Here is a 21,015-nt window from a genome sequence, read left to right as displayed (position 1 = left end):
ATTTGACTATTTCACAACCATGCGTCGTTGTGTGCCGCGTATTATAGGAATTTTCGAACCTCGCGCAAGCACTTTTTACAAAAAAATTTAATTTTTTTATTATTTGTATAAATCTCACTCAACTTGGTTTGTTTTTTAGGTTTGTTTTTGAGCAAAAATCAGCGTAAATTAGTCCCCCTAATTCAGTTTCAATAACTATATATGAGGAAAATAAATGAATTTCGAAAAAATGATTGGTTTCGGTGTAGCCGGGAATTTCGCCGGCCATCTAGAACAAGCGGGCGAAGCTGCGGATTTCGTGGCAGTGAAAACCGAAAGTGCAATCCAACCTAAAGCAATTTTTCCCTTCTATGTACCAAGTGAAAAAGCCGGTTTTCTTTCAGCTTATCCTTTAAGCCACCAGCACATTCGTTTTCCTCAAGGTGCCGACAATCTTCAAATTGAGCCGGAAATTGCGCTGATTTGTGATATTCAATATAAAAATGGAAAAGTAACCGCGCTGATTCCCCATCATTTTGCAGCTTATAATGATTGTTCCATTCGTCGTCCGAATGCGAAAAAAATTGCAGAAAAGAAAAACTGGGGGCGGGAAACTAAAGGTATTTCAGCAAATCTTTTGCCTTTATCTTCTTTTAAAGAAGGAAGTGAAATTGATCACTACCGCATAGCAAGCTTCCACAAACGCAATGGCGAAACAAATGCTTATGGCGTGGATAGTTGGGCGAAAGATTACAGCTATTTCCACCAACAATTGTTAGATTGGATTGTGAATCGCATGAATAATCAACCGGATGAAGGCCCGATGAATCATATCGCTCCATTAATCGAGGCGGCCGGTTTTCCTGAACAAACAATTATCAGTATTGGTGCAACACGTTATACGCCGTTCGGCGAAACGCATTTTCTACAACCGGGCGATATCAGCATCGTCGTAGTTTATGATGGCGAAAAATATCAACCCGAACAAATTGAAGAAATGGTGCGGGTAGAACAATTTCCCGATGACATTTCTGCCTTGCTTCAACACGTCATCTGACCTTTCAATGCGGTGCTGTTCCGTAGGTTCACTTAATGACAAACTACGGAACGGCAAATCGAGCGCTTTTGTGCTAAATCCTTGCTTCCATCACGCTTCTCAAATTTTCCTTTTCTTGCGAAGAAAGGGCTTTTCCGGTTTGATTGGTTAAAATGAAGAAATCCTCGGCTTTCTCGCCCACCGTGGTGATTTTTGCGTTTAACAAATTCAAATTAAGCTCGCTGAAAATTTGACTCACTTCCGCCAACAAGCCAGGCTTATCTAAAGCGACCAATTCCATTTCCGTATGTTCGGTTTTGCTTTCGTGCAAGAAGCGAACCTCCGTTTTCACGCTGAAATGTTGCAATTGCCGATTCGGCGCTAACGAAATCGTCGAATGCTTCTCGTTTCGCAACGCCTGCGTCAAGGCACATTCCAATTCACGCCGGCGGGCAAATTTGACTAAATCACCGTTTAGTTCGGTAATGATAAAACTATCGAATACATAACCGTCTTGTGCTGTTAGGATTTGCGCGTCGTGAATGCTGAATTTCTTCGCACCGATGGTCGTAACCACCTTGTTGAACAAATGCGGTTGATCTTGCGTGTAGATAAACACTTCGGTACCGCCAAGACAAAAGCGATTCGTAATTTTAACCAATAAGTCGCCCGCAAACTCCGCTAGCAATGCGGTATGACCGGCAATTTGTTTTGGTGTATTGCGTAAGAAATACTCTTCCGGACAACGTGCCCATAATTGCGTAACGGCTTGTTTAGAGATTGCCGGTAACTCCGTTTGCAAAATCGTCAATGCGGCACGGCGATGTTCTTGCGCTTTTTCCGAATAATCCAACAATTCCAGCATTCCTTGGTTGAACTGCTGCGCGGTGAAATCATATAAGGAAGAAAACAACGATCGTTTCCAACCGTTCCAGAGCACCGCATTGGTGGCGCTGATATCCGCAACGGTAAGCACGGTTAAATAATCAAGACGCACCTGATTTTGTACCGCTTCAGCGAATTTCATCACCACTTCGGGATCATGAATATCGCGGCGCTGCGCGGTTATCGACATCAACAAATGCGCACCTACCAACCAACTTAGGGTATCAATTTCACTGCGTTCAAAACCATGCAAACGGGCAAATTCTGCCACATCCAATGCGCCGAGCTGCGCATGATCGCCGTTTCGTCCTTTCGCGATATCATGAAATAACGCGGCGACATAAAGCAGTGTACGATCGGAAAGCCGAGTCAATATCCGATGGCAAATCGGATGTTGCGTTTCACTTTCTGACGACAAAAAACCTTCCAGTTTCAACATTACCCGCAAAATATGTTCATCCACCGTATAAATATGAAACAAATCAAACTGCATCAAGCCTTCGATGCCTTGCCATTGAGGGAGGTAGGCGGTCAGCACGCCATATTGATGCATCGGCATGAACGCTCGTGCGATGGCGTTCGGTTGATTAAATAAATGTAAAAACTTCTCACGTGCCGCCGGAATTTCGCATAATTTTTGGGTTAATTGTTCCAGAGCCAGTTGTAATTTTCGCAACGTTTCAGAATGGATTACCGCTGTTTGAAATTGTGTCAGATAAAAAAATAAGTCTAAAATGCGTTCCGGATGCCGAATAAAAATATCGTGATGACGCAAACATAAGGCGTTATTTAACAGTTCAAAATCGTCATCCAGTTGATGAATAAACACATCGTAATTCGGTGAGAGAAAATGTTCGCGATAATGTTGAATCAACAGGTTGCTGATCAACGAAATACGCTTCAACGCTTGAAAAAAACGCTTCATCATGTTTTCCACGCCTTGGTTACCTTCACCGTGAAAACCTAATAATTGGCTGACTTTAATTTGACGATCAAACAGCAATCGGTTGTCGTAACGTTTCAGAATCAAATGCAAGGCGAATCGCACTTTAAACAAAAACGCCTGGCTTTCCCGCAATTGCTGATATTCCTGCGGATAAATAAAGCCGCTTTCAGAAATCGCTTGCAAGGTTTGTGCACCGGTGTGACGCAAAGCGATCCAATACAACAAATGCAAATCACGCAAGCCGCCCGGACTGTATTTAATGTCCGGTTCCAAATTGTAGGCGGTATTGTGATAGCGTTGATAACGCTCAATTCGCTCCTGTACTTTAGCGTTGAAGAATTCCTCTTTCGACCAAAAATCCGCACCACTGACGGATTCCTGCAGTGCTTTGAAGCAGGCTTGATTTCCGCTAAGAAATCGGGCTTCCAACAAATTTGTCGCGATCGTAATATCTCGCTTGCCTTCCGCTTTACACTGTGCAAGCGTACGGACACTATGCCCCACCTCAAAACCGCAATCCCATAAAAATTGCACGAATCGGCCGATTTTTTCTTCCGTTTCCGGCATTGGTGGAGTTTCCGTTAAAATCAAAAAATCCAAATCCGATAACGGAAACATTTCCCGTCGGCCGTAACCACCTACGGCAATAAGAGTCAAAGTGCTTTGCGCACTCAAATCCATTTCACGCCATAGCCGTTTTAGCAGCGCGTCATAAAAATCACTGCGATTTTCGATCAACTGAAAGATGTCGTAACGGGAAAAATTTTCCAACTCGAACCGTTTCAAATTTTCTCGTTGAATTTTGACCGCAGCAGAATTAAGAGAATCAGAAAAATCGGGAGAGAAAAGCATAAAATTCCTCATAAAAAAAGCCCAACAAGTGGGCTTTAAAATAATTAAGCATTCGTCATTATGCGTTGAATTCGGCCTTCGGCGATTTCCTCGTCGCGAATCGTCATCACTTCGCAACCTTTTTCCGTCACCACAATTTGATGTTCGAATTGCGCCGAGTGGCTACGATCTTTGGTTTTTACCGTCCAACCGTCGCCCATTACGCGCACTTCTTTTTTTCCGGCGTTGATCATTGGCTCGATGGTAAACACCATGCCCGGTTCTAAAATTACGCCACCGTCGTCGGCATAATAATGCAACACTTGCGGATCACAATGAAATTCGGTACCGATACCGTGGCCACAATATTCACGCACCACGCTAAAACCTTGACTTTCCGTATATTCTTGTACTGCCTTGCCGATTTCATTTAAACGAATGCCGGGTTTTACTGTACGCAAACCGACATAAAGCGCTTCTTGCGCTGCGTCCACCAATTTTTTGCTACGAATATTGGTTTCTCCGCCGACAATGTACATCTTGGAATTATCGCCGAAATAGCCGTCTTTAATGACGGTCACATCGATATTAACGATATCGCCATTTTTCAGCACTTTATCCGAGCTCGGAATGCCGTGGCACACCACTTCATTAATGGAAATACAAGTTGCTTTCGGGAAACCGTGATAATTCAAACAGGCGGGAATCACTTTTTGCTCGTTCACCATGTATTCGTGGCAAATGCGGTCGAGTTCGCCGGTCGTTACTCCCGGTTTGACATAGGGTTCAATCATCACCAATACGTTGGACGCCAATTTACAGGCTTCGCGCAATTTCACTAATTCATCTTCGGTTCTTAACGGAATCGTCATTTTATTCCCTCCGGATAATTCAAATTGCGGCGGATTATAGCACGATTTCCGGCATTATGTAGTAAACAGGCAAAACCGAAAGCGTTGACTTAACCGGCTTGTCAAACTGTTCGAGCATCCGTCGCATGCCCCAAATAGCACCGCATTGAACCCAGTGTTTAGGCGGCAAGCGGTTTCAATGCGGTGCTATTTCGAGTGTCCACCGATAAGCCGCATCGCGCCGACGATTTCCGCGGAAAATCTTGAATGCACTTGAACGGATTAGTCGGTTATTGGATAATACGCCGGTTCAATTTTAGGAAATTTAGGAAAGTGAGAAAAATATGACAGATCACATTGCCGTTCCCTTAACATTCACCGACGCAGCGGCCAATAAAGTAAAAAGCTTAATTAGCGAAGAAGAAAATCATAACCTCAAATTGCGCGTGTACATAACCGGCGGCGGCTGCAGCGGTTTCCAATACGGTTTCACTTTTGATGAGAAAGTCAACGAAGGCGACTTAACTGTTGAAAAATCCGGCGTGCAATTGGTCATTGACCCGATGAGCTTGCAATATCTCATCGGCGGCACCGTAGATTACACCGAAGGTTTGGAAGGGTCGCGTTTTATCGTCATCAATCCAAATGCCAGCAGCACTTGCGGTTGCGGTTCTTCTTTTAGCATTTAATATGGATTTCCAATTTACTGCTTATCAAGGCACTGTTTCCGCCAAATGTTCTATGGAACATATTGCCCTCGCCAACTGGTTTAATACCGAAGTGCGGTCAAATCCGGCCGCGATTTTAAACGCACTTTCGACTGCGCGACATCTGACTGAAAATCAAGAAGAGGCCTTAATCGGTGCGGAATACACGTTATTTTTAAACGTCTATGAAGTGATGGTGCGCGCCAATAATCTTGCGCTCGATTCGGATGAAATATTGGAAGACGACTTTCACTATTACGATGAAGAAAGCATCGCTTTTTGTGGCACACAAGATTTTATTCACTTCCTCGAAGCCTACGTTGACTTTATCGCCTAATTCTAAATGACTGAAAATAACCATCAAGAACAAACCTCCGAGTCGAAACCATCAAAACGCCACGCGTGTAAAGTGTTCTTGCTCAAAGCGGCTTTTACCTTCACTGTGCTTGCCATGTTTTACGGCGCTTATTTGGATTGGCGAATCCGCGCCAAAATGGACGGCCAAATTTGGCGCTTACCGGCGGAAGTTTACAGTCGCATTGAAAGCATAAAAATCTCGGACAATCTTGCCTTCGACGAAGTAATTCAAATTTTGCTTGACAACGAATATCGTCAAACGACGATGGTTGCCGCACCGGGCGATTTCAAACTTGAAGACGACACCATCGTGGTGTTGCGCCGTGCCTTCCCTTTCCCGGACAAACCGGAACCGCAACGCGTGTTGCGTTTGCGTTTTAGCGCGAATAAACTGCACCGCATTGAAGACTTGGTGGCAGTGAAAACAGTAGATGAATTCCGCCTTGCCCCCAAATTAATTGCGATGTTGCAATCGGATAACGAAGATCGCTTGGCTATTCCTTTGCAAAATTACCCGCGCTTGTTAATTGACACCTTGCTTTTAACGGAAGATCGTCGTTTTTACGACCATTACGGCATCAATCCGGTCGGTATCGTGCGCGCAATGCTCGCCAACATTCGCGCTGGCCAAACAGTACAAGGCGGCAGTACACTCACCCAGCAATTAGTGAAAAACCTATTTTTATCCGGCGAGCGCACCATCACCCGTAAAGCCAACGAAGCCTTAATGGCATTACTGTTAGATTGGCGTTACGATAAAAACCGTATTCTGGAAACTTATCTCAACGAAATTTATCTCGGGCAAAATGGCGATACGCAAATCCATGGTTTTGAGCTGGCTAGCCAATTTTATTTTGGCCGTTCCGTTCGCGAAATCAGCCTCGATCAAATCGCCCTTTTGGTCGGCATGGTGAAGGGGCCTTCCCTTTATAATCCGTGGCGCAATCCGCAAAACGCCCTCGAACGCCGCAATCTAGTGTTAAAACTGATGCTTGATCACCAAATAATCAGCGACGAATTATATGAATTGCTGAGCAAACGCCCGCTCGGCGTACAAATAAAAGGGCAAATTTCGCGCAAATACCCCGCCTTTATGCAGACGTTACAAGCGGATTTACGCCGTCAACTGGGTGAAAATAAAATGTCCGGTCTGCTCGGAGCGCGCATTTTCAGTACGATGGATTTAGAACAGCAAGCGCAATCGGAAAATGCCGTGGTGAATACTGTTTCTAAGCTGCAAATACAAACTAAAAACCCATATTTGGAAGGTGCGATGATCGTGGCAGATTACCGCACGGGCGAAATTCGTTCGGTGGTCGGTGGTCTGCAAACCCAATATGCCGGTTTTAACCGCGCATTAATGGCGAAACGCCAAATCGGCTCATTAGTTAAACCTTCCGTTTATTTGACCGCACTGTCCAACCCGGATCAATTTCGCTTAAACACACCGATTAACAACCAACCGATTACCATCAATGTGAAAGGTAGTCCGCCGTGGCAACCGCGCAACTACGATCGTAAATACAGCGGTTCGGTGATGTTAATGGATGCGCTCGCCCGCTCGCTGAATATTCCGACGGTCAATATTGGGATGAAAGCCGGTTTGAGTAAAGTTATCGATACGCAAAAAGCGATGGGGTGGGACAATGTAGAAATTCCGAAAGTCCCCGCCATGTTGCTCGGCTCTTATTCCATTTCGCCCTATGACGTGACCAAGCTCTATCAAACCATTGCCAATCAGGGCGGTAGAATTGATTTAAGCACGATAGATAGTATTGTCGATCGCCAAGGCAATCTGATTTATCAACACGATAAAGAAGCCAAACAAGTTGTGCCGCGTGAAGCCGCCTTCCAAACACTGTTCGCCATGCAACAAACCGTCGAACGCGGTACGGCGCGCAGTTTGCAAAACGATTACGCTGATCTTCGTCTAGCGGGGAAAACGGGCACCACGAACGATGCGCGCGATACTTGGTTTGTCGGCATTGACGGCAAAAACGTTAGCACTATTTGGCTCGGTCGCGATGACAACGGCGAAACCAAACTTACCGGCGCATCCGGCGCATTACAAATCTATAAAGATTATCTCAATCGCGTTTACATTGAAAAACTCACCTTAGACAAACCTTCGGATATCAAATGGATAGGAATCACTCCACATGGTGGCTGGGATTGCGCCAGCAATCGCGTGATTCCGGTGTGGGTTAACAATGGACAAAACTTCTGTTCTTCATCTTTTGCGACGACAAGCCAGCCGACAGAAAGCAGCGCTTCGGATCAATCAGCCGAAACGCCACAAGGGAGCGTATGGGATGTTCTTGATAATGCACCTGTGGAAGAAGCTTCGCCTCAATAATTCAGAGGAAAACGCATGTAAAAAAAGCGGAAATCCATCTTCCGCTTTTTTAATCAACGCATTAAATCCCTCAGCAAAGCAAGTACCGTTTGAATTTCACTTTGCGATAACGCGCCCTCCTTCGCAAACTTCACTTTGCCCTGTTTATCCAACACGATAATCAAACTGTCTTTTTCCTGTAAACTCCAAGCATTTTTGACCGCACCTTTATCGTCCAAAATAACTTGGCTGTGAGGATTTTCAATTTTACCTTTTTCGGCGCTGCGCTTTACGAACATACCGGTGCCGACAATGGCATCATCGGCATTAATGATTGTTGTCGTTTGATATTTAGCCTGATCAAAATGTGCTGCCTTGATCGCATCAATCATCGGTTGATTTTTCTCTTTTGCCGCGGTTCTGCCGGCTAAATGGTGAACTACACGCACTTTACCCGGCAAACTCGAGGAATACCAAGGCTTCAATGCGGTGCTATTTTCGATGATCACAATCTCACCGAACTCAGCCACTTTCACTGGCGGTACGACTTGCTCCGACTGTAAATTATGCGCGGACACCGTACCGTTTATCATCGCTGCCCCCAAAATCGTTACTAAAAATTGTATTTTCATAATTTTCCTCAAATACTTTTCCCAAACATTGCATTTTTGGCGAGCAAGCCATTTTTTGCTATACTCGCGCCCCGTTATATTTTACTTAAGAAGGAAAACCCCATGGATCAAATGCCAGCCTGCCCCAAATGCCGAGGTGAATATGTTTATCACGATTCGGTTAATTTCGTTTGCCCTGATTGCGGTAATGAGTGGAACAGCAATGAAGCGGCGGAAGTCGACGACGAGCAACTCATCGTCAAAGACAGCAACGGTAACTTGCTTGCCGACGGCGATGATGTGCTTTTAATTAAAGATCTAAAATTGAAAGGCTCGTCCGAAGTGTTGAAAAAAGGCACTAAATTCAAAAACATCCGTTTAGTCAACGGCGATCACAATGTGGACTGCGGAAAAATCATGCTGAAATCCGAGTTTTTGAAAAAAGCTTAACTTTACGCGGTCAAAATTAGCTGACCGCGTTTTTTTAGACATTCACCGGTTTTACAATCTCACTTGGATAACAACCTAAAATTTTCAAGTAGTTACTGCAAGCTTTTAATTCATCCAAAGCTTGAAGAGTGTCAGGATGATGAATATTCGCTTCGATTTCCAAATAAAACATCTCCTCCCAAGGCTTTCCGTAAATCGGGCGGGATTCAAGCTTAGTCATATTAATATTGTGCTTTTTAAATACTAAAAGTGCATCCACTAAAGAACCGACTTGTTGTGAAGTCGTCATCAACAGCAAGGTTTTCGTGTGAATCTGTGGCGACACTTCGCGCGGCTGCTTAGCTACAACAATAAAGCGAGTGATGTTATTTGCTTGGTTGGCGATGTTGTTTTTCAACACGTTCAAACCATATAGCTTGCCCCCGTCTTCATTACCTAATGCAGCAATATTTGACTTGTTTAAACGGGCGACCAACTGCATCGCATGAGAGCTGCTTTCACAATATTCAATATGAACGCGTTTAAGAAGGTGAATGAATTGACTGCATTGCTGAATCACTTGCGGATGACTATAAAGCGTGTCAATTTGGCTTAAATCCGTATTACTATTCACTAATACACAGTGTTTGATTGGATAGGCCAGTTCGCCTACAAGCGATAAATCCGTATGTTGCAGCAGATCGTACACCTCGTTAATCGCCCCCGACGTGGTATTTTCCAACGGTAAAATACCAAAATCGGCCTCACCATTCTGCACTTTCTCAAATACTTGCTCAAAAGACTCGCAACCGAGCTCTATAAACTGTTTTTGATAGCGAGCGGCATAATTACGCGCAGCTAAGTTTGAATAAGAACCGCGTTTGCCCAAGAATGCAATATGCAGATTTTCCTCACGTTGTTCATTAAGTTTTTGCTGTAAATAAACTTGTTGGGTCAAAACCGAATCTTCAATAATTTTTTGGAAAATAGAAGTAATATATTGCGGTTCAAGTTGATAATTTTCATTTTCAGCAAATTGTACCAATTCTTGCAAAAGTTGCTGTTCACGTTCCACATCACGCAAAGCTTTTTGGGTCACTTCTTTACTTCTTACCACATCAAAAGCCAAGCGATGGCGCTCAGAAAGCAACTTCAACAAACTACGGTCAATTTGCGTAATTTGCTGACGAATTTCGGATAGTTCTAAAGCCATATTTATCCTTATTTGAAGATTACTGCGTCTTTCGGACATATTTTGAGGCATCAAGCACAGTTGCTTTTTGCGAGTTTTGCCAAAATTGAGTGACGTTTTAGGAGCAATTAACACAATAAAAAAGCTATACTTCTTGTAGAAATATAGCTTTTTCAACTAAAAAATTATTAGATTAAAATTTGAGCGGGCGCCAAATAACCCTGTGGTACTTTTTCTTTATCTTCAAAAGTGACAAATTCCCACGCCTCTTGATTTGCAAGTACAGCTCGAAGTAATTTGTTATTTAAACCATGACCTGATTTATACGCTTTAAAAGCACCGATGATATTGTAACCACACATATATAAGTCGCCTATGGCATCTAGCATCTTATGGCGAACGAGTTCATCTCTAAAACGTAAACCATCTTCATTTAAGATACGATAATCGTCTAATACGATGGCGTTGTCTAAACTACCGCCTAATGCTAAACCTTGAGATTGAAGATATTCAATATCTTTCATAAAACCAAAAGTTCTTGCCCGAGCGATTTGATGAACAAATGTTTGCGCAGAAAAATCCATTACATAATTACGTACGTTTTTGCCAATCGCAGGATGCTCAAAATCTATAGTAAAGTCCAAACGAAAACCATCGTAAGGTTTAAATTCTGCCCACTTATCACCGTCTTCCACGCGTACATATTGCTTAATACGAATAAATTTCTTCGGCGCGTTTTGCTCTTTAATTCCCGCATCTAATAACAAATAAATGAACGGACTTGCACTACCGTCCATAATGGGAATTTCCGGTGCATCAACTTCAATAATAATGTTATCAATACCAAGACCAGCTAATGCGGCGTTCAAGTGTTCTACGGTTGAAACGCGAACACCTTGCTCATTTACTAATGCAGTACAAAGCATTGTGTCACGTACCGAATCTGCATTTGCAGGAAAGGTTACAGGAGGATTTAAATCCGTACGACAGTAGATTATGCCGGTATTTGGCATAGCTGGGCGTAGCGTTAAACTTACCTTTTTTCCGCTATGTAAACCTACTCCTGTCACTTTAACGCTTTGCTTTAATGTTCTTTGCTTAATCATAATTTTTGCCCTACTGCAAAATAACAGTTCATTTGCTATTTATCACTTTGCTCCACTACATTGGGATCAAATCGTTTAAAAGAAGATAAACGATCGGTAATTGGTCTTTCCAACTCGCTACGATATCCTTCTTTTGGTTGCTGAACGTGCTCCGAATTATAAGTTGAACGTATTGGCTCTGGTTGTCTAAAAGAGGTGATTTGTTGTTCTTGTGTTCTTAACTGGATTGCCTGTTGATTTTCTTCGGGATGATGCAGCGGCGATAGTTGTTGAACAGGTTTTTGTACTTGGATTACTTCATTTGGAGTAATTTCACCCAACCCTGTTGCAACAATTGTCACACGGATTTCATCACTCATTTCAGGCACTAAAGTTGTTCCCACTACAATGGTCGCATCTTCAGATGCGAAGCTATGAATTGTATCGCCTACAACATTAAATTCATCGAATGCGATATCAAAACCACCAGTAATGTTAATTAAAATACCTTTTGCGTTGGTTAAATCTACTTTCTCTAATAAATCGTTACGCACTGCAATTCTTGCTGCTTCTTCCGCGCGCCCTTCGCCTGGGCTACCGTGTGCAGAACCAAAGCCGATCATTGCTTGACCCATTTCAGACATAACCGTTCTTACATCTGCAAAGTCTACGTTGATCATACCCGGAGAGGTAATCATATCGGAAATACCCATTACAGAATTACGTAATACATCATTTGCAGCAGCGAATGCGTCAATTAATGTTGCATTCTTTGGAAGAACTTTTTGAATTTGCTGATTAGGAATAATGATCATAGAATCAACATATTGTGAAAGGTCTTTGATACCTAATTCAGCAAATTGCATACGCTTTTTACCCTCAAAAGCGAATGGTTTTGTTACAACAGCAACAGTTAAGATGCCCAATTCTTTTGCTACTTTTGCAACTACTGGTGCAGCGCCTGTCCCAGTGCCACCGCCCATACCGGCAGCGATAAAAACCATATCAGCGCCCTCAAGCATTTTACGGATTTCCTCTTGATCGTCCTCTGCTGCTTTACGGCCTACATTAGGATTTGCCCCTGCACCAAGACCTTTTGTTGTAGCGCCACCGATTTGTACGGTTTGTTGAACTTGGCTTTTACGCAATGCCTGAGCATCCGTATTCACCGCATAAAAAATAATTTTTCCATGTTCTTCGCTATCAAGCGCCGTCTCACTAAGGAAGGTTCCACCCACATTTTGTTTAGCCATGTTAGCAACCATGTGATTAACGGCATTACCACCGCCACCACCAACACCGACAACCTTAATCAGCGCACCTGATTGCTCTTCAAAATCACCGTAATCTGGGTATAACATTTATTGTTCTCCATTCTGCTAATTCTTTGCTAGCACATTAATAAAAGCCAAATTGGGCGTATTGTAGATGAAAATCGAAAATAATCAAAATTCGGACCGTACTTTATTGGCAATTTTTTTAATCCCAGACCAAATAGATCCCAGAATACTACCTCCCGAATAACTATCTCCACCGATCAGTTCATCATCGCTATTACTGTGACTATATTGTAATAAACCAACCACCGTTGAATATTGCGGACGATTTACATAATCCGTTAACCCCGTAATATTTAACGGACTACCTGTTCTAACTTGACAACCGAATACATCCATCGCGCATTCCCTTAAATCTTCAATTTGCGCGCCTCCTCCGGTAATAACGACACCGGCAATAAGCTCAAATTTGATATTCTTGCTTTCTAAATCTGCTTTTAATTTACTTAGTTCGTCCTTTACAACACCAAGAAGTTCCGTATAACGGGCAGAAGTAATCAAAGATAAATCACTTTTTGTTAAAGTACGTGGTGCACGGCCTCCGATACTAGCAACTTCAATTTTCTTATCACCATTCAAACGCGCCGGATAAACCGCACTCGCATAATTGACTTTTACCCTTTCGGCCTCAGTACGAGAAATCGTGCATGCATGCGCAATATCATTCGTTACGATATTACCCGCATAAGGAATAACTTTACTAAAACGTAACGCTCCATTGGTAAACACCATCATATTCATAGTGCCAGCACCAAAATCTATCAAGCAGACACCAAGATCCTTTTCATCTTCGGTCAACACCGAATGAGTCGCTGCAAAACCGGAGAAGACCACTTTATCCACTTGCAAACCGCAACGTTCAACAGCTTTCTTCAAATTATTTTGCCAGTCTTGATGACAAGTGATTAAATGAACATGAGCATTTAAACGAACACCTTGTAAACCAAGCGGATTTTTAATATTTAGCTGGCGATCCACTGCATATTCTTGCGGAATCACATGTAATAGAGAAACGCCTTCCGGCAATTTGATCGTACTGGCATTGTGCAATGCAGAGTCAATTTCATCTTGAGTCACCTCGCTTTCACCGATCGGAACGAAACCACTTTCATTTAGGCTTTGGATATGTTCGCCGGTAATGGCTAAGGTTACACTCATGATTTGGCAATCTGCCATGGATTCGGCGGATTCAATCGCGCGCTGAATGGAATTTACCACCGCATCCAAGTCAGTAATACTGCCACGATCAATCCCCTTTGAGGGGCAACTTCCCACACCGAGTACATTTACCACGCCGTCAGGTAAAACTTCGCCAACGACGGCCACGACTTTAGATGTTCCTACTTCAAGTCCAACAATCGCCTTCGTTTCAACTACTTTTGCCATTTTTATCACACCTAATAATTTTTATTTATCCGCCATGCCGACGGCTGCCCCAGCAGCATATCGCAAATCGATATAATCAATTCGTTTACCTTCCGGCACTTCAATTTGTGGATAAATCGTCACAAAACGTTCCAGCTTTGATTTCCATTCGCCACGTCCAAGTTTTAGTACTATATCATTATCAAGGGTAACTTGCCACGCGCCACGCTCATCAATCGTTATCCCCTTTACACTCAAATTCTTTGCTTTAAAATCTGCGTAAATCTGGTTCCAAGCCTCAAGCACTTTTAAACTTTGATAATTCGGTCCGCCTAAATAAGGTAAAGTGTTATTCTTCAGACGTTCCATCGGTAATTGAAAAACCGTACCCTCTTTCGTGATAAACTCTGTGTTGTTCCAAACAGCTACCGGCATATATTCCGTTAACCAAATACTTAACCGATTCGGCCAAACTTTACGAACTACGGCGCCTTTCACCCAAGGCAAACTCTCAAGCCGTTCTTGAATCGCTTTAACGTCCTGTCCCCAAAATCCTTTCAGCGTACCCATTTTTAGCAACACATCTTGTACATCAGCGTAATCAGTAAACTCCGTTTTTCCCACTAAAGCATAAGCGCTGATAGGTTTCGAATCCAAGCTTTCCAACCAATTTTGCCAGTTTGAATAAACAAAGTACGCCAACCCAACGCACAACAGCACAATCAACAAACGAATCTGTAAAAAATACTTAAACCTTGATTCGCCGTATCGAATATTTTGCGTCGTTTTGCGTTTTAGCACATTCATTACGCACTCAACTCCAAAATTTTCACCACGAGTTGTTTAAAAGAAATTCCCGCTATTGCCGCCGACTTCGGAAATAAACTATGGCTTGTCATACCCGGATTAGTATTTACTTCCACCAAGCGGAAATCACCTTTCGCATCGCACATCACGTCAATGCGGCTCCAACCACGACAGCCAACTGCGTCATAAGCGCGTTTTACCAATATTGCTAATTCTTGCTCACGCTCCGGCGTTAAACCGGCCGGACAAAAATATTGCGTATTATCGGAAATATATTTTGCCTCGTAATCGTAAAACTCCCCTTCAGGCACGATACGAATGGAAGGAAGCACTTGCCCATCCAATACCGGCACCGTTAATTCATCACCGGAAAGCCATTCTTCAATTAAAATAGTGTTATCAAATTTAAGCGCAAATTCCACTGCCGATTTTAGTTCATTCTCCGCTTTCACTTTGGTCAAGCCGACGCTTGAACCTTCCAATGAAGGTTTTACCATTAACGGCAAACCTAATTTTGCTACGATTGCTTGCGGATCAAGTTGAGCAAAAGTTTCACGAGTTATCACCTCCATCTCCGCTACCGGCAAACCAAAAGCTTTCCACAACATTTTGGTACGCATTTTATCCATGGTTAATGCGGAGGCCAATACACCACAACCGGTGTAAGGTAAGCCGATTTGTTCTAATAAACCTTGCATCGTACCGTCTTCGCCGCCGCGGCCGTGCAAAATATTGAACACGCGATTAAAACCGTCATTTTTTAAATTCGCGACATTATATTCTTTTGGATCAATCGGATGCGCGTTGTAACCTTGATTCAAAAGCGCATCCAGCACCGCATTGCCGGAATTTAAAGACACTTCACGTTCAGCCGAAGTACCGCCTAATAACACCGCAATTTTTTCTTGTTTTAAATTCATTTTTTATCCTATTAATTCTTCTAATTTTTCCAAGATTCCGCTAAACCGCGTGAAATTTTACTCACACTACCCGCACCTTGAGCCAAAATTAAATCGCCATCTTGGATAATTTGATCTAACACTTCGCCTAACTGTGTCGTATCGGAAAGCAAAATCGGATCAACCTTGCCTAAATTACGAATGGAACGACAAAGAGCTTTACTATCCGCGCCTACAATCGGTGTTTCGCCTGCCGCATACACATCCAACATAATTAACGCATCAACTTGAGAAAGCACCTGTACAAAATCGTCGAATAAATCGCGAGTACGGGAGTAACGATGCGGTTGGAAAATCATCACAATACGTTTATCACCCCAACCTTCGCGCGCAGCTTTTATAGTTACCCCCACTTCGGTTGGATGATGACCATAATCGTCCACTAAACGCACTTTACCGTTCGGACGAATAAATTCACCAAGTTGGTCGAAACGACGTCCCGCACCTTGGAAATCGGCAAGGGCCTCTAAAATCGCTGCGTTACCAATACCTTCCTCCTTTGCCACAGCAAGCGCCGCCGTAGCATTTAAGGCATTATGTTTACCCGGCACATTCAATAACACATTAATACGCTCACCGTTCGGGCAAATCACCGTATAATGCCCTTGAAAACCGGTTTGTTCGTAATCTTCAATGCGGTAGTCGGCATGTTCGTCGAAACCGTAAGTTATCACTTGGCGTCCGATTTTCGGTAGAAGTTCAATTAAAACGGGATCATCGGCGCACATCACCGCTAAGCCGTAGAACGGTAAATTATGCAGGAATTTTACGTAAGTTGCTTTCATTTTCTCGAAATCGCCTTCGTAAGTATCCATATGATCCGGCTCCATATTCGTTACCACGGAAACCATCGGCTGCAAATGTAAGAATGACGCATCGCTTTCGTCCGCTTCCGCAATTAAATAACGGCTGGCACCCAAATGTGCATTTTTACCGGCAGATTTCACCAAACCACCATTAACAAAAGTCGGATCCAATTTTGCTTGTGTGTAAATCATTGAAATCATCGCGGTGGTAGTAGTTTTACCATGCGTTCCGGCCACCGCAATACCATGACGAAAACGCATAATTTCCGCCAACATCTGCGCGCGCTGAATTACCGGAATACGTTTTTGCTTTGCCGCAATCAGTTCCGGATTATCTTCGTGAATCGCACTGGACACCACGACCACACTCGCGCCTTCAATATTTTCCGCTGCATGACCGATAAAAATCGTCGCCCCGGCTTGCGCGAGACGTTGCGTAACCACACTGTCGGCAATATCGGAACCGGAAATTTGATAACCTTCATTTAATAAAATTTCCGCAATTCCGTTCATTCCGGCGCCACCGATGCCGATGAAATGAATTTGTTGCACACGACGCATTTCAGGAATAATTTTTCTAATTTCTTCGTGGGAATGTTTCATTTTTTATCCTTTTAACCCTTAAAAACATTGCCACTTATTGTAAAAGCGCAAGTAATTTTTCTAAAGGATTTTTACATTATTTTGCGTTCTCAATAATGACATCTGCTACTCGTTGCGCAGAATGGGGTGTAGCCATCGCTTTTGCTTTTAGCGCCATTTGTAACAGCTCATTGCGGGTAAAATTACGTAAATAATCAATCAAAATTTCCGCTGTTAAATCCGCTTGTTCGATGATTTTTGCCGCCCCCGCATCGGCTAAATATTTAGCATTCAAATATTGCTGACGATCTTTATGTTGAAACGGCACGAAAATCGCCGGTGCACCTACGGCTGCGAGCTCGCACACGGTCAATGCGCCGGAACGACAAATTACCACGTCCGCCCACGCATAAGCTTGCGCCATATCCTCAATAAATTCGGTAATAGTTACATTCGTCGCGTATTCGCCGTAAAGTTCAATCACCTTTTCTAGCGAGCCTTTCCCCACTTGGTGACGGACTTCCAGTTTATCGGTTAATTGTGCGACCACTTTCGGTAAAGTTTGGTTCAATACGCGTGCACCTTGACTTCCGCCTACCACTAGCAGACGTAACTTTCCATCGCGTTGGGCAAAACGTTCGGGCGGACTTGGCATCCGAAATAAATCTTGACGAACCGGATTGCCCACTACTTCCGCCATGCTAAAGGCGTTCGGAAAAGCTTGCAGAACGCGTGTCGCAATTTTCGCCAACCATTTGTTAGTTAGACCGGCAACGGCGTTTTGTTCGTGCAAAATAATTGGCACACCACAAAGTTTCGCTGCCACACCGCCCGGACCGGAAACATAGCCCCCCATTCCGAGCACCGCATTGGGCTGCTCCGCTTGAATAATTTTCTTTGCTTGAAGTACTGCGCGTAAAATCGCAAAAGGCGCACAGAGCAAAGCTTTGATTCCTTTGCCGCGCAAACCTGAAATTTGAATGAAACGAATCGGAATGCCATATTTCGGCACCAAATGCGCTTCCATTCGATCTTTCGTGCCGAGCCAGCAAATGTCCCAGCCTTGCGCTTGCAAATGTTGTGCGACGGCAATGGCGGGAAACACATGTCCACCTGTACCACCCGCCATCACTAATAATTTTTTATTTTTCATTTTTATTCCTACTCATCACGCAGACGCGCTTGACCGCCGCGTTGTAAGCGATTTTCGTGATCAATACGCAATAAAATTCCGATAGTCGCCGACATAATGATAATACTAGAGCCGCCGTAACTGACTAACGGGAAAGTCAGACCTTTGGTCGGCAACATACCGAGCGCCATGCCTAAATTCACAAAACCTTGAAAAAAAATCCAAAAACTAATTCCAAGCGCAAAGAAACCGCGAAAACGTTGTTCAAGTTGTAACGATTCGCGCCCGATTTTCAATGCGCGGAAAACCAACAAACCGAGTAATATCACCACTATAAAAATACCGATAAAACCAAACTCTTCACCGATAATCGCCATAATGAAATCGGTGTGTGCTTCCGGCAAGTAATCGAGTTTTTGAATAGAATTGCCTAATCCTTCACCGGTAATTTCACCGCGACCAAATGCCATTAACGAGTTAGTAAGCTGAAAACCGGTGCCGTAAGGATCTTCAAAGGGCTCTAAAAAACCGGTAAATCGTTTTAAACGATAAGCGGCAGAAAGCACCAACCAGACAAAAAGCAAAGCCCCTGTTCCAATCAAGCCGATAAACTGCCAAAAGTTCGCGCCGACGATAAAAAGCATACTGAAGGTAATAACAAACAAGACCACCGTACTTCCCAAGTCAGGCTGTACTAGCAAAAATACGCCCATACTGCCCATTACGATGAAGGGTTTGAATGCGCTAAGCTTATTTGCTCGAACTTCGTCGTAACGTCGGGTGAAATAGCTGGCAAGGAAACAAGTTAACGCTAATTTTGCAAATTCTGCCGGTTGGAAATTCAACAGACCAAGAGAAATCCAACGCTTCGCGCCGTTTACCGAGGTGCCCACAATCAGCACAGCAAAGAGCAGCGCGATGGCTAAGAAAAAGATTTTCACGTGCCATTTTTCCCACTGTTGAGAGGAAATTTGCATCGTGAAATAGCAGGTTAAAAGAGATAAAAACACATAAAATGCATCGCGTTTGGCAAAATAAAAAGCATCATTGAATAAACGCGAACTATAAGGAATTGACGCCGAAGTCACGGCAATCAGACCAATCATCAATAAAATCACAAAAAGCCAAAACAACGCACGGTCATACAATAAACCATGCGGCGTAATTCGGCTCCAGTCATCAAGACTTTGTTTAATTTTTCGAATAAATTCCATTGCACTAGAAATATCGAGTGTTAACTTAATTTTGCCAAACGCGTAAATTCTTCACCGCGTTTTTCAAAAGAGGCGAATTGGTCAAGGCTTGCGCAAGCGGGCGACAATAATACCATATCGCCCGCGCTTAGTGCCGGACGCAAAAATTCAACGGCTTGTTCCATTGTGTCAAATAAATGGCTTTGCGGAGAAAGCGTAGCAAGCTGTGCCCCGTCGCGCCCAAAACAATAACAAATAATATTCGGCCGATTAATCAAAGTGGCAAGTTCAGAAAAATCTGCCCCTTTACCATCGCCGCCTAGCAATAAATGAAGTTTGCCTTCCACCGTCAGGCCTTCAAGCGCCGCGACCGTACTGCCCACATTGGTGGCTTTAGAATCGTTAACCCAACGCACGCCGTGAGCTTGATGAGCGAGTTGAAAACGATGATCCAATCCTTTAAATTGGCGCAACGCTGTGCGAATCGCATTTAAATCAATACCTATCGCTTGCGCCAATGCGGTGCTCGCCAAGATGTTCATATAATTATGGCGCCCCACCAAAGTCGCTTCATCGCAAGGCAAAATCACCTCGTCTTTTGCCATTAAATATTGTTTGCCGTTTTCAATTTTTAATCGATAATCCGCATCGTGCTCAGCAAAACATACTGTTTGCTTGGCTTGATTTTCGCCTTCCCCGAAGGTTAATTTATCTTCGTTATTTACCACCGCCGTTTGTGCATTATGATAAATACGCAATTTTGCTTGGCGGTAATCTTCCAAATCGACATAGCGATCCATATGATCTTCCGTGACATTGAGCACCGTTGCCGCTGTGGCTTTCAGGCTATAAGTGGTTTCTAATTGAAAACTAGACAGCTCCAACACGTAAAGATCACAATCTTCCTTCAACAAAGAAAGCGCCGGAATACCGATATTGCCCCCCATCCCGACTTTCACGCCGGCTGCTTTAGCCATTTCATAAACTAACGTGGTTACCGTGCTTTTACCGTTAGAGCCGGTAATCGCAACGATCGGCTTGGCCGCCGCGCGACAGAACAATTCAATATCGCCGACCACTTCCACGCCGGCGGAAAGTGCTGTCTGAATTTCCGGTGTTTTTACCGCCAATCCCGGGCTAATTACAATCATATCGCTTTCAAGTAGCCATTGTTGATTTAGTCCGCCAATGTGTAACGGAATATTTTTTGGCAGCTGATCCGCACCTTTTGGATTTTGACGGGTATCGATGACGCGGATATTTGCACCTTGCGATTGAAGATAGTCGATACAAGATAAGCCGGTTTTGCCGAGCCCGATGATGGTGATATTTTTGTTTTTATATAAGCTTGTCATTTTAATTCTTCTTTTTAATGTTACATTCGGTTTAAGTTTTTAAATCCGGAGTATGAGCTTACACCACAAAACAGCACCGCATTGGAAGTGGCTTCAATGCGGTGCTGTTTTGCGAGGTCATTTAAGCTTTATACAACCGCTGTGTAATTTCGCGATAAACTCCGGTGGATTTTTGATAGGTTTTTTGGATATCTTTTCACCCATAATAAACGCGAAATTTTCTGGAAATCACCCA

The 21,015-nt window shown here is 43.5% G+C and carries 18 protein-coding genes; 5 read left to right on the top strand and 13 right to left on the bottom strand.

What is annotated here, in order from left to right; all coding sequences use genetic code 11:
* The first annotated feature begins 214 nt into the window (after positions 1–214).
* The gene (locus ACO59Y_RS06155; RefSeq protein WP_486131576.1) at positions 215–1,036 is read left to right on the top strand and encodes a DUF5718 family protein; all 822 of its coding nucleotides are present in this window, start codon (positions 215–217) and stop codon (positions 1,034–1,036) included.
* A 73-nt stretch (positions 1,037–1,109) separates the two neighbouring features.
* Here ACO59Y_RS06155 and glnD read toward each other — a convergent pair whose 3' ends face one another.
* Together glnD and map are read right to left on the bottom strand one after the other, a co-directional pair.
* Entirely contained in the window at positions 1,110–3,698 is a 2,589-nt protein-coding gene (gene glnD / locus ACO59Y_RS06150; protein WP_486131574.1) for a bifunctional uridylyltransferase/uridylyl-removing protein GlnD, read from the bottom strand.
* Between the two features lie 44 nt (positions 3,699–3,742).
* A complete protein-coding gene (gene map, locus ACO59Y_RS06145; RefSeq protein WP_486131572.1) occupies positions 3,743–4,549 on the bottom strand; it encodes a type I methionyl aminopeptidase in 807 nt (268 codons plus the stop codon).
* A 323-nt stretch (positions 4,550–4,872) separates the two neighbouring features.
* Here map and erpA point away from each other — a divergent pair, with 323 nt between their 5' ends.
* Genes erpA through mrcB form a run of 3 tightly spaced genes read left to right on the top strand, consistent with a single transcriptional unit; the run spans position 4,873 to position 7,948 of the window.
* Positions 4,873–5,217: an iron-sulfur cluster insertion protein ErpA gene (erpA, locus tag ACO59Y_RS06140; protein WP_373603983.1), complete on the top strand. Its 345-nt coding sequence runs from the start codon at positions 4,873–4,875 to the stop codon at positions 5,215–5,217.
* 1 nt (position 5,218) lies between these two features.
* Positions 5,219–5,572, top strand: a complete 354-nt coding sequence (locus tag ACO59Y_RS06135) for a YacL family protein (RefSeq protein ID WP_373603982.1) — start codon at positions 5,219–5,221, stop codon at positions 5,570–5,572.
* Between the two features lie 6 nt (positions 5,573–5,578).
* Complete coding sequence (gene mrcB, locus ACO59Y_RS06130; protein ID WP_486131570.1) at positions 5,579–7,948, top strand: penicillin-binding protein 1B; 2,370 nt, start codon at positions 5,579–5,581, stop codon at positions 7,946–7,948.
* A gap of 53 nt (positions 7,949–8,001) precedes the next feature.
* Here mrcB and ACO59Y_RS06125 read toward each other — a convergent pair whose 3' ends face one another.
* Complete coding sequence (locus ACO59Y_RS06125) at positions 8,002–8,559, bottom strand: YtfJ family protein (protein WP_486131568.1); 558 nt, start codon at positions 8,557–8,559, stop codon at positions 8,002–8,004.
* Positions 8,560–8,661: 102 nt separating this feature from the next.
* On the opposite strand from ACO59Y_RS06125, the gene ACO59Y_RS06120 reads away from it, so the two are divergent.
* Positions 8,662–8,988 (top strand): zinc ribbon domain-containing protein YjdM, encoded by a 327-nt coding sequence (locus ACO59Y_RS06120; protein ID WP_486131566.1) that lies wholly within the window; start codon positions 8,662–8,664, stop codon positions 8,986–8,988.
* Positions 8,989–9,022: 34 nt separating this feature from the next.
* Here ACO59Y_RS06120 and ACO59Y_RS06115 read toward each other — a convergent pair whose 3' ends face one another.
* The 10 genes from ACO59Y_RS06115 to murD form a co-directional block, all read right to left on the bottom strand.
* Positions 9,023–10,180 (bottom strand): chorismate mutase, encoded by a 1,158-nt coding sequence (locus tag ACO59Y_RS06115; RefSeq protein WP_486131564.1) that lies wholly within the window; start codon positions 10,178–10,180, stop codon positions 9,023–9,025.
* A gap of 167 nt (positions 10,181–10,347) precedes the next feature.
* Positions 10,348–11,265 carry a UDP-3-O-acyl-N-acetylglucosamine deacetylase gene (lpxC, locus tag ACO59Y_RS06110; protein WP_486131562.1) on the bottom strand — a complete coding sequence of 306 codons (918 nt, stop codon included), beginning with the start codon at positions 11,263–11,265 and terminating at the stop codon, positions 10,348–10,350.
* 35 nt (positions 11,266–11,300) lie between these two features.
* Positions 11,301–12,605, bottom strand: coding sequence for a cell division protein FtsZ (gene ftsZ / locus ACO59Y_RS06105; RefSeq protein WP_373603976.1), 1,305 nt, complete (start codon positions 12,603–12,605; stop codon positions 11,301–11,303).
* Between the two features lie 84 nt (positions 12,606–12,689).
* Positions 12,690–13,967, bottom strand: coding sequence for a cell division protein FtsA (gene ftsA / locus ACO59Y_RS06100; protein WP_486131559.1), 1,278 nt, complete (start codon positions 13,965–13,967; stop codon positions 12,690–12,692).
* 21 nt (positions 13,968–13,988) lie between these two features.
* Positions 13,989–14,753 (bottom strand): cell division protein FtsQ/DivIB, encoded by a 765-nt coding sequence (locus ACO59Y_RS06095; RefSeq protein WP_486131557.1) that lies wholly within the window; start codon positions 14,751–14,753, stop codon positions 13,989–13,991.
* Complete coding sequence (locus ACO59Y_RS06090) at positions 14,753–15,673, bottom strand: D-alanine--D-alanine ligase (RefSeq protein WP_373603973.1); 921 nt, start codon at positions 15,671–15,673, stop codon at positions 14,753–14,755. Before ACO59Y_RS06090 ends, ACO59Y_RS06095 begins: the two co-directional genes overlap by 1 nt.
* 20 nt (positions 15,674–15,693) lie before the next feature.
* A complete protein-coding gene (murC, locus tag ACO59Y_RS06085) occupies positions 15,694–17,121 on the bottom strand; it encodes a UDP-N-acetylmuramate--L-alanine ligase (protein WP_486131555.1) in 1,428 nt (475 codons plus the stop codon).
* 76 nt (positions 17,122–17,197) lie between these two features.
* The gene (murG, locus tag ACO59Y_RS06080; RefSeq protein WP_486131553.1) at positions 17,198–18,253 is read right to left on the bottom strand and encodes an undecaprenyldiphospho-muramoylpentapeptide beta-N-acetylglucosaminyltransferase; all 1,056 of its coding nucleotides are present in this window, start codon (positions 18,251–18,253) and stop codon (positions 17,198–17,200) included.
* An 8-nt stretch (positions 18,254–18,261) separates the two neighbouring features.
* Positions 18,262–19,446 (bottom strand): putative lipid II flippase FtsW, encoded by a 1,185-nt coding sequence (gene ftsW / locus ACO59Y_RS06075; RefSeq protein ID WP_373603970.1) that lies wholly within the window; start codon positions 19,444–19,446, stop codon positions 18,262–18,264.
* A 20-nt stretch (positions 19,447–19,466) separates the two neighbouring features.
* Positions 19,467–20,780, bottom strand: coding sequence for a UDP-N-acetylmuramoyl-L-alanine--D-glutamate ligase (gene murD / locus ACO59Y_RS06070; RefSeq protein WP_486131550.1), 1,314 nt, complete (start codon positions 20,778–20,780; stop codon positions 19,467–19,469).
* Between the last annotated feature and the right edge of the window lie 235 nt (positions 20,781–21,015).

It is taken from the genome of Rodentibacter sp. (assembly GCF_057314195.1).
This window is presented reverse-complemented; position numbering and strand designations above follow the sequence as displayed.

Excerpts from the sequence above, each read along its gene's own strand:
- murC (WP_486131555.1), bottom strand. The coding sequence starts at position 17,121 with ATGAAACATTCCCACGAAGAAATTAGAAAAATTATTCCTGAAATGCGT.
- ACO59Y_RS06115 (WP_486131564.1), bottom strand. The coding sequence starts at position 10,180 with ATGGCTTTAGAACTATCCGAAATTCGTCAGCAAATTACGCAAATTGAC.
- map (WP_486131572.1), bottom strand. The coding sequence starts at position 4,549 with ATGACGATTCCGTTAAGAACCGAAGATGAATTAGTGAAATTGCGCGAA.
- ACO59Y_RS06155 (WP_486131576.1), top strand. The coding sequence starts at position 215 with ATGAATTTCGAAAAAATGATTGGTTTCGGTGTAGCCGGGAATTTCGCC.
- glnD (WP_486131574.1), bottom strand. The coding sequence starts at position 3,698 with ATGCTTTTCTCTCCCGATTTTTCTGATTCTCTTAATTCTGCTGCGGTC.
- ACO59Y_RS06120 (WP_486131566.1), top strand. The coding sequence starts at position 8,662 with ATGGATCAAATGCCAGCCTGCCCCAAATGCCGAGGTGAATATGTTTAT.
- ACO59Y_RS06095 (WP_486131557.1), bottom strand. The coding sequence starts at position 14,753 with ATGAATGTGCTAAAACGCAAAACGACGCAAAATATTCGATACGGCGAA.
- ftsZ (WP_373603976.1), bottom strand. The coding sequence starts at position 12,605 with ATGTTATACCCAGATTACGGTGATTTTGAAGAGCAATCAGGTGCGCTG.
- ACO59Y_RS06135 (WP_373603982.1), top strand. The coding sequence starts at position 5,219 with ATGGATTTCCAATTTACTGCTTATCAAGGCACTGTTTCCGCCAAATGT.
- mrcB (WP_486131570.1), top strand. The coding sequence starts at position 5,579 with ATGACTGAAAATAACCATCAAGAACAAACCTCCGAGTCGAAACCATCA.
- murG (WP_486131553.1), bottom strand. The coding sequence starts at position 18,253 with ATGAAAAATAAAAAATTATTAGTGATGGCGGGTGGTACAGGTGGACAT.
- erpA (WP_373603983.1), top strand. The coding sequence starts at position 4,873 with ATGACAGATCACATTGCCGTTCCCTTAACATTCACCGACGCAGCGGCC.
- ACO59Y_RS06090 (WP_373603973.1), bottom strand. The coding sequence starts at position 15,673 with ATGAATTTAAAACAAGAAAAAATTGCGGTGTTATTAGGCGGTACTTCG.
- murD (WP_486131550.1), bottom strand. The coding sequence starts at position 20,780 with ATGACAAGCTTATATAAAAACAAAAATATCACCATCATCGGGCTCGGC.
- ACO59Y_RS06125 (WP_486131568.1), bottom strand. The coding sequence starts at position 8,559 with ATGAAAATACAATTTTTAGTAACGATTTTGGGGGCAGCGATGATAAAC.
- ftsW (WP_373603970.1), bottom strand. The coding sequence starts at position 19,446 with ATGGAATTTATTCGAAAAATTAAACAAAGTCTTGATGACTGGAGCCGA.
- ftsA (WP_486131559.1), bottom strand. The coding sequence starts at position 13,967 with ATGGCAAAAGTAGTTGAAACGAAGGCGATTGTTGGACTTGAAGTAGGA.
- lpxC (WP_486131562.1), bottom strand. The coding sequence starts at position 11,265 with ATGATTAAGCAAAGAACATTAAAGCAAAGCGTTAAAGTGACAGGAGTA.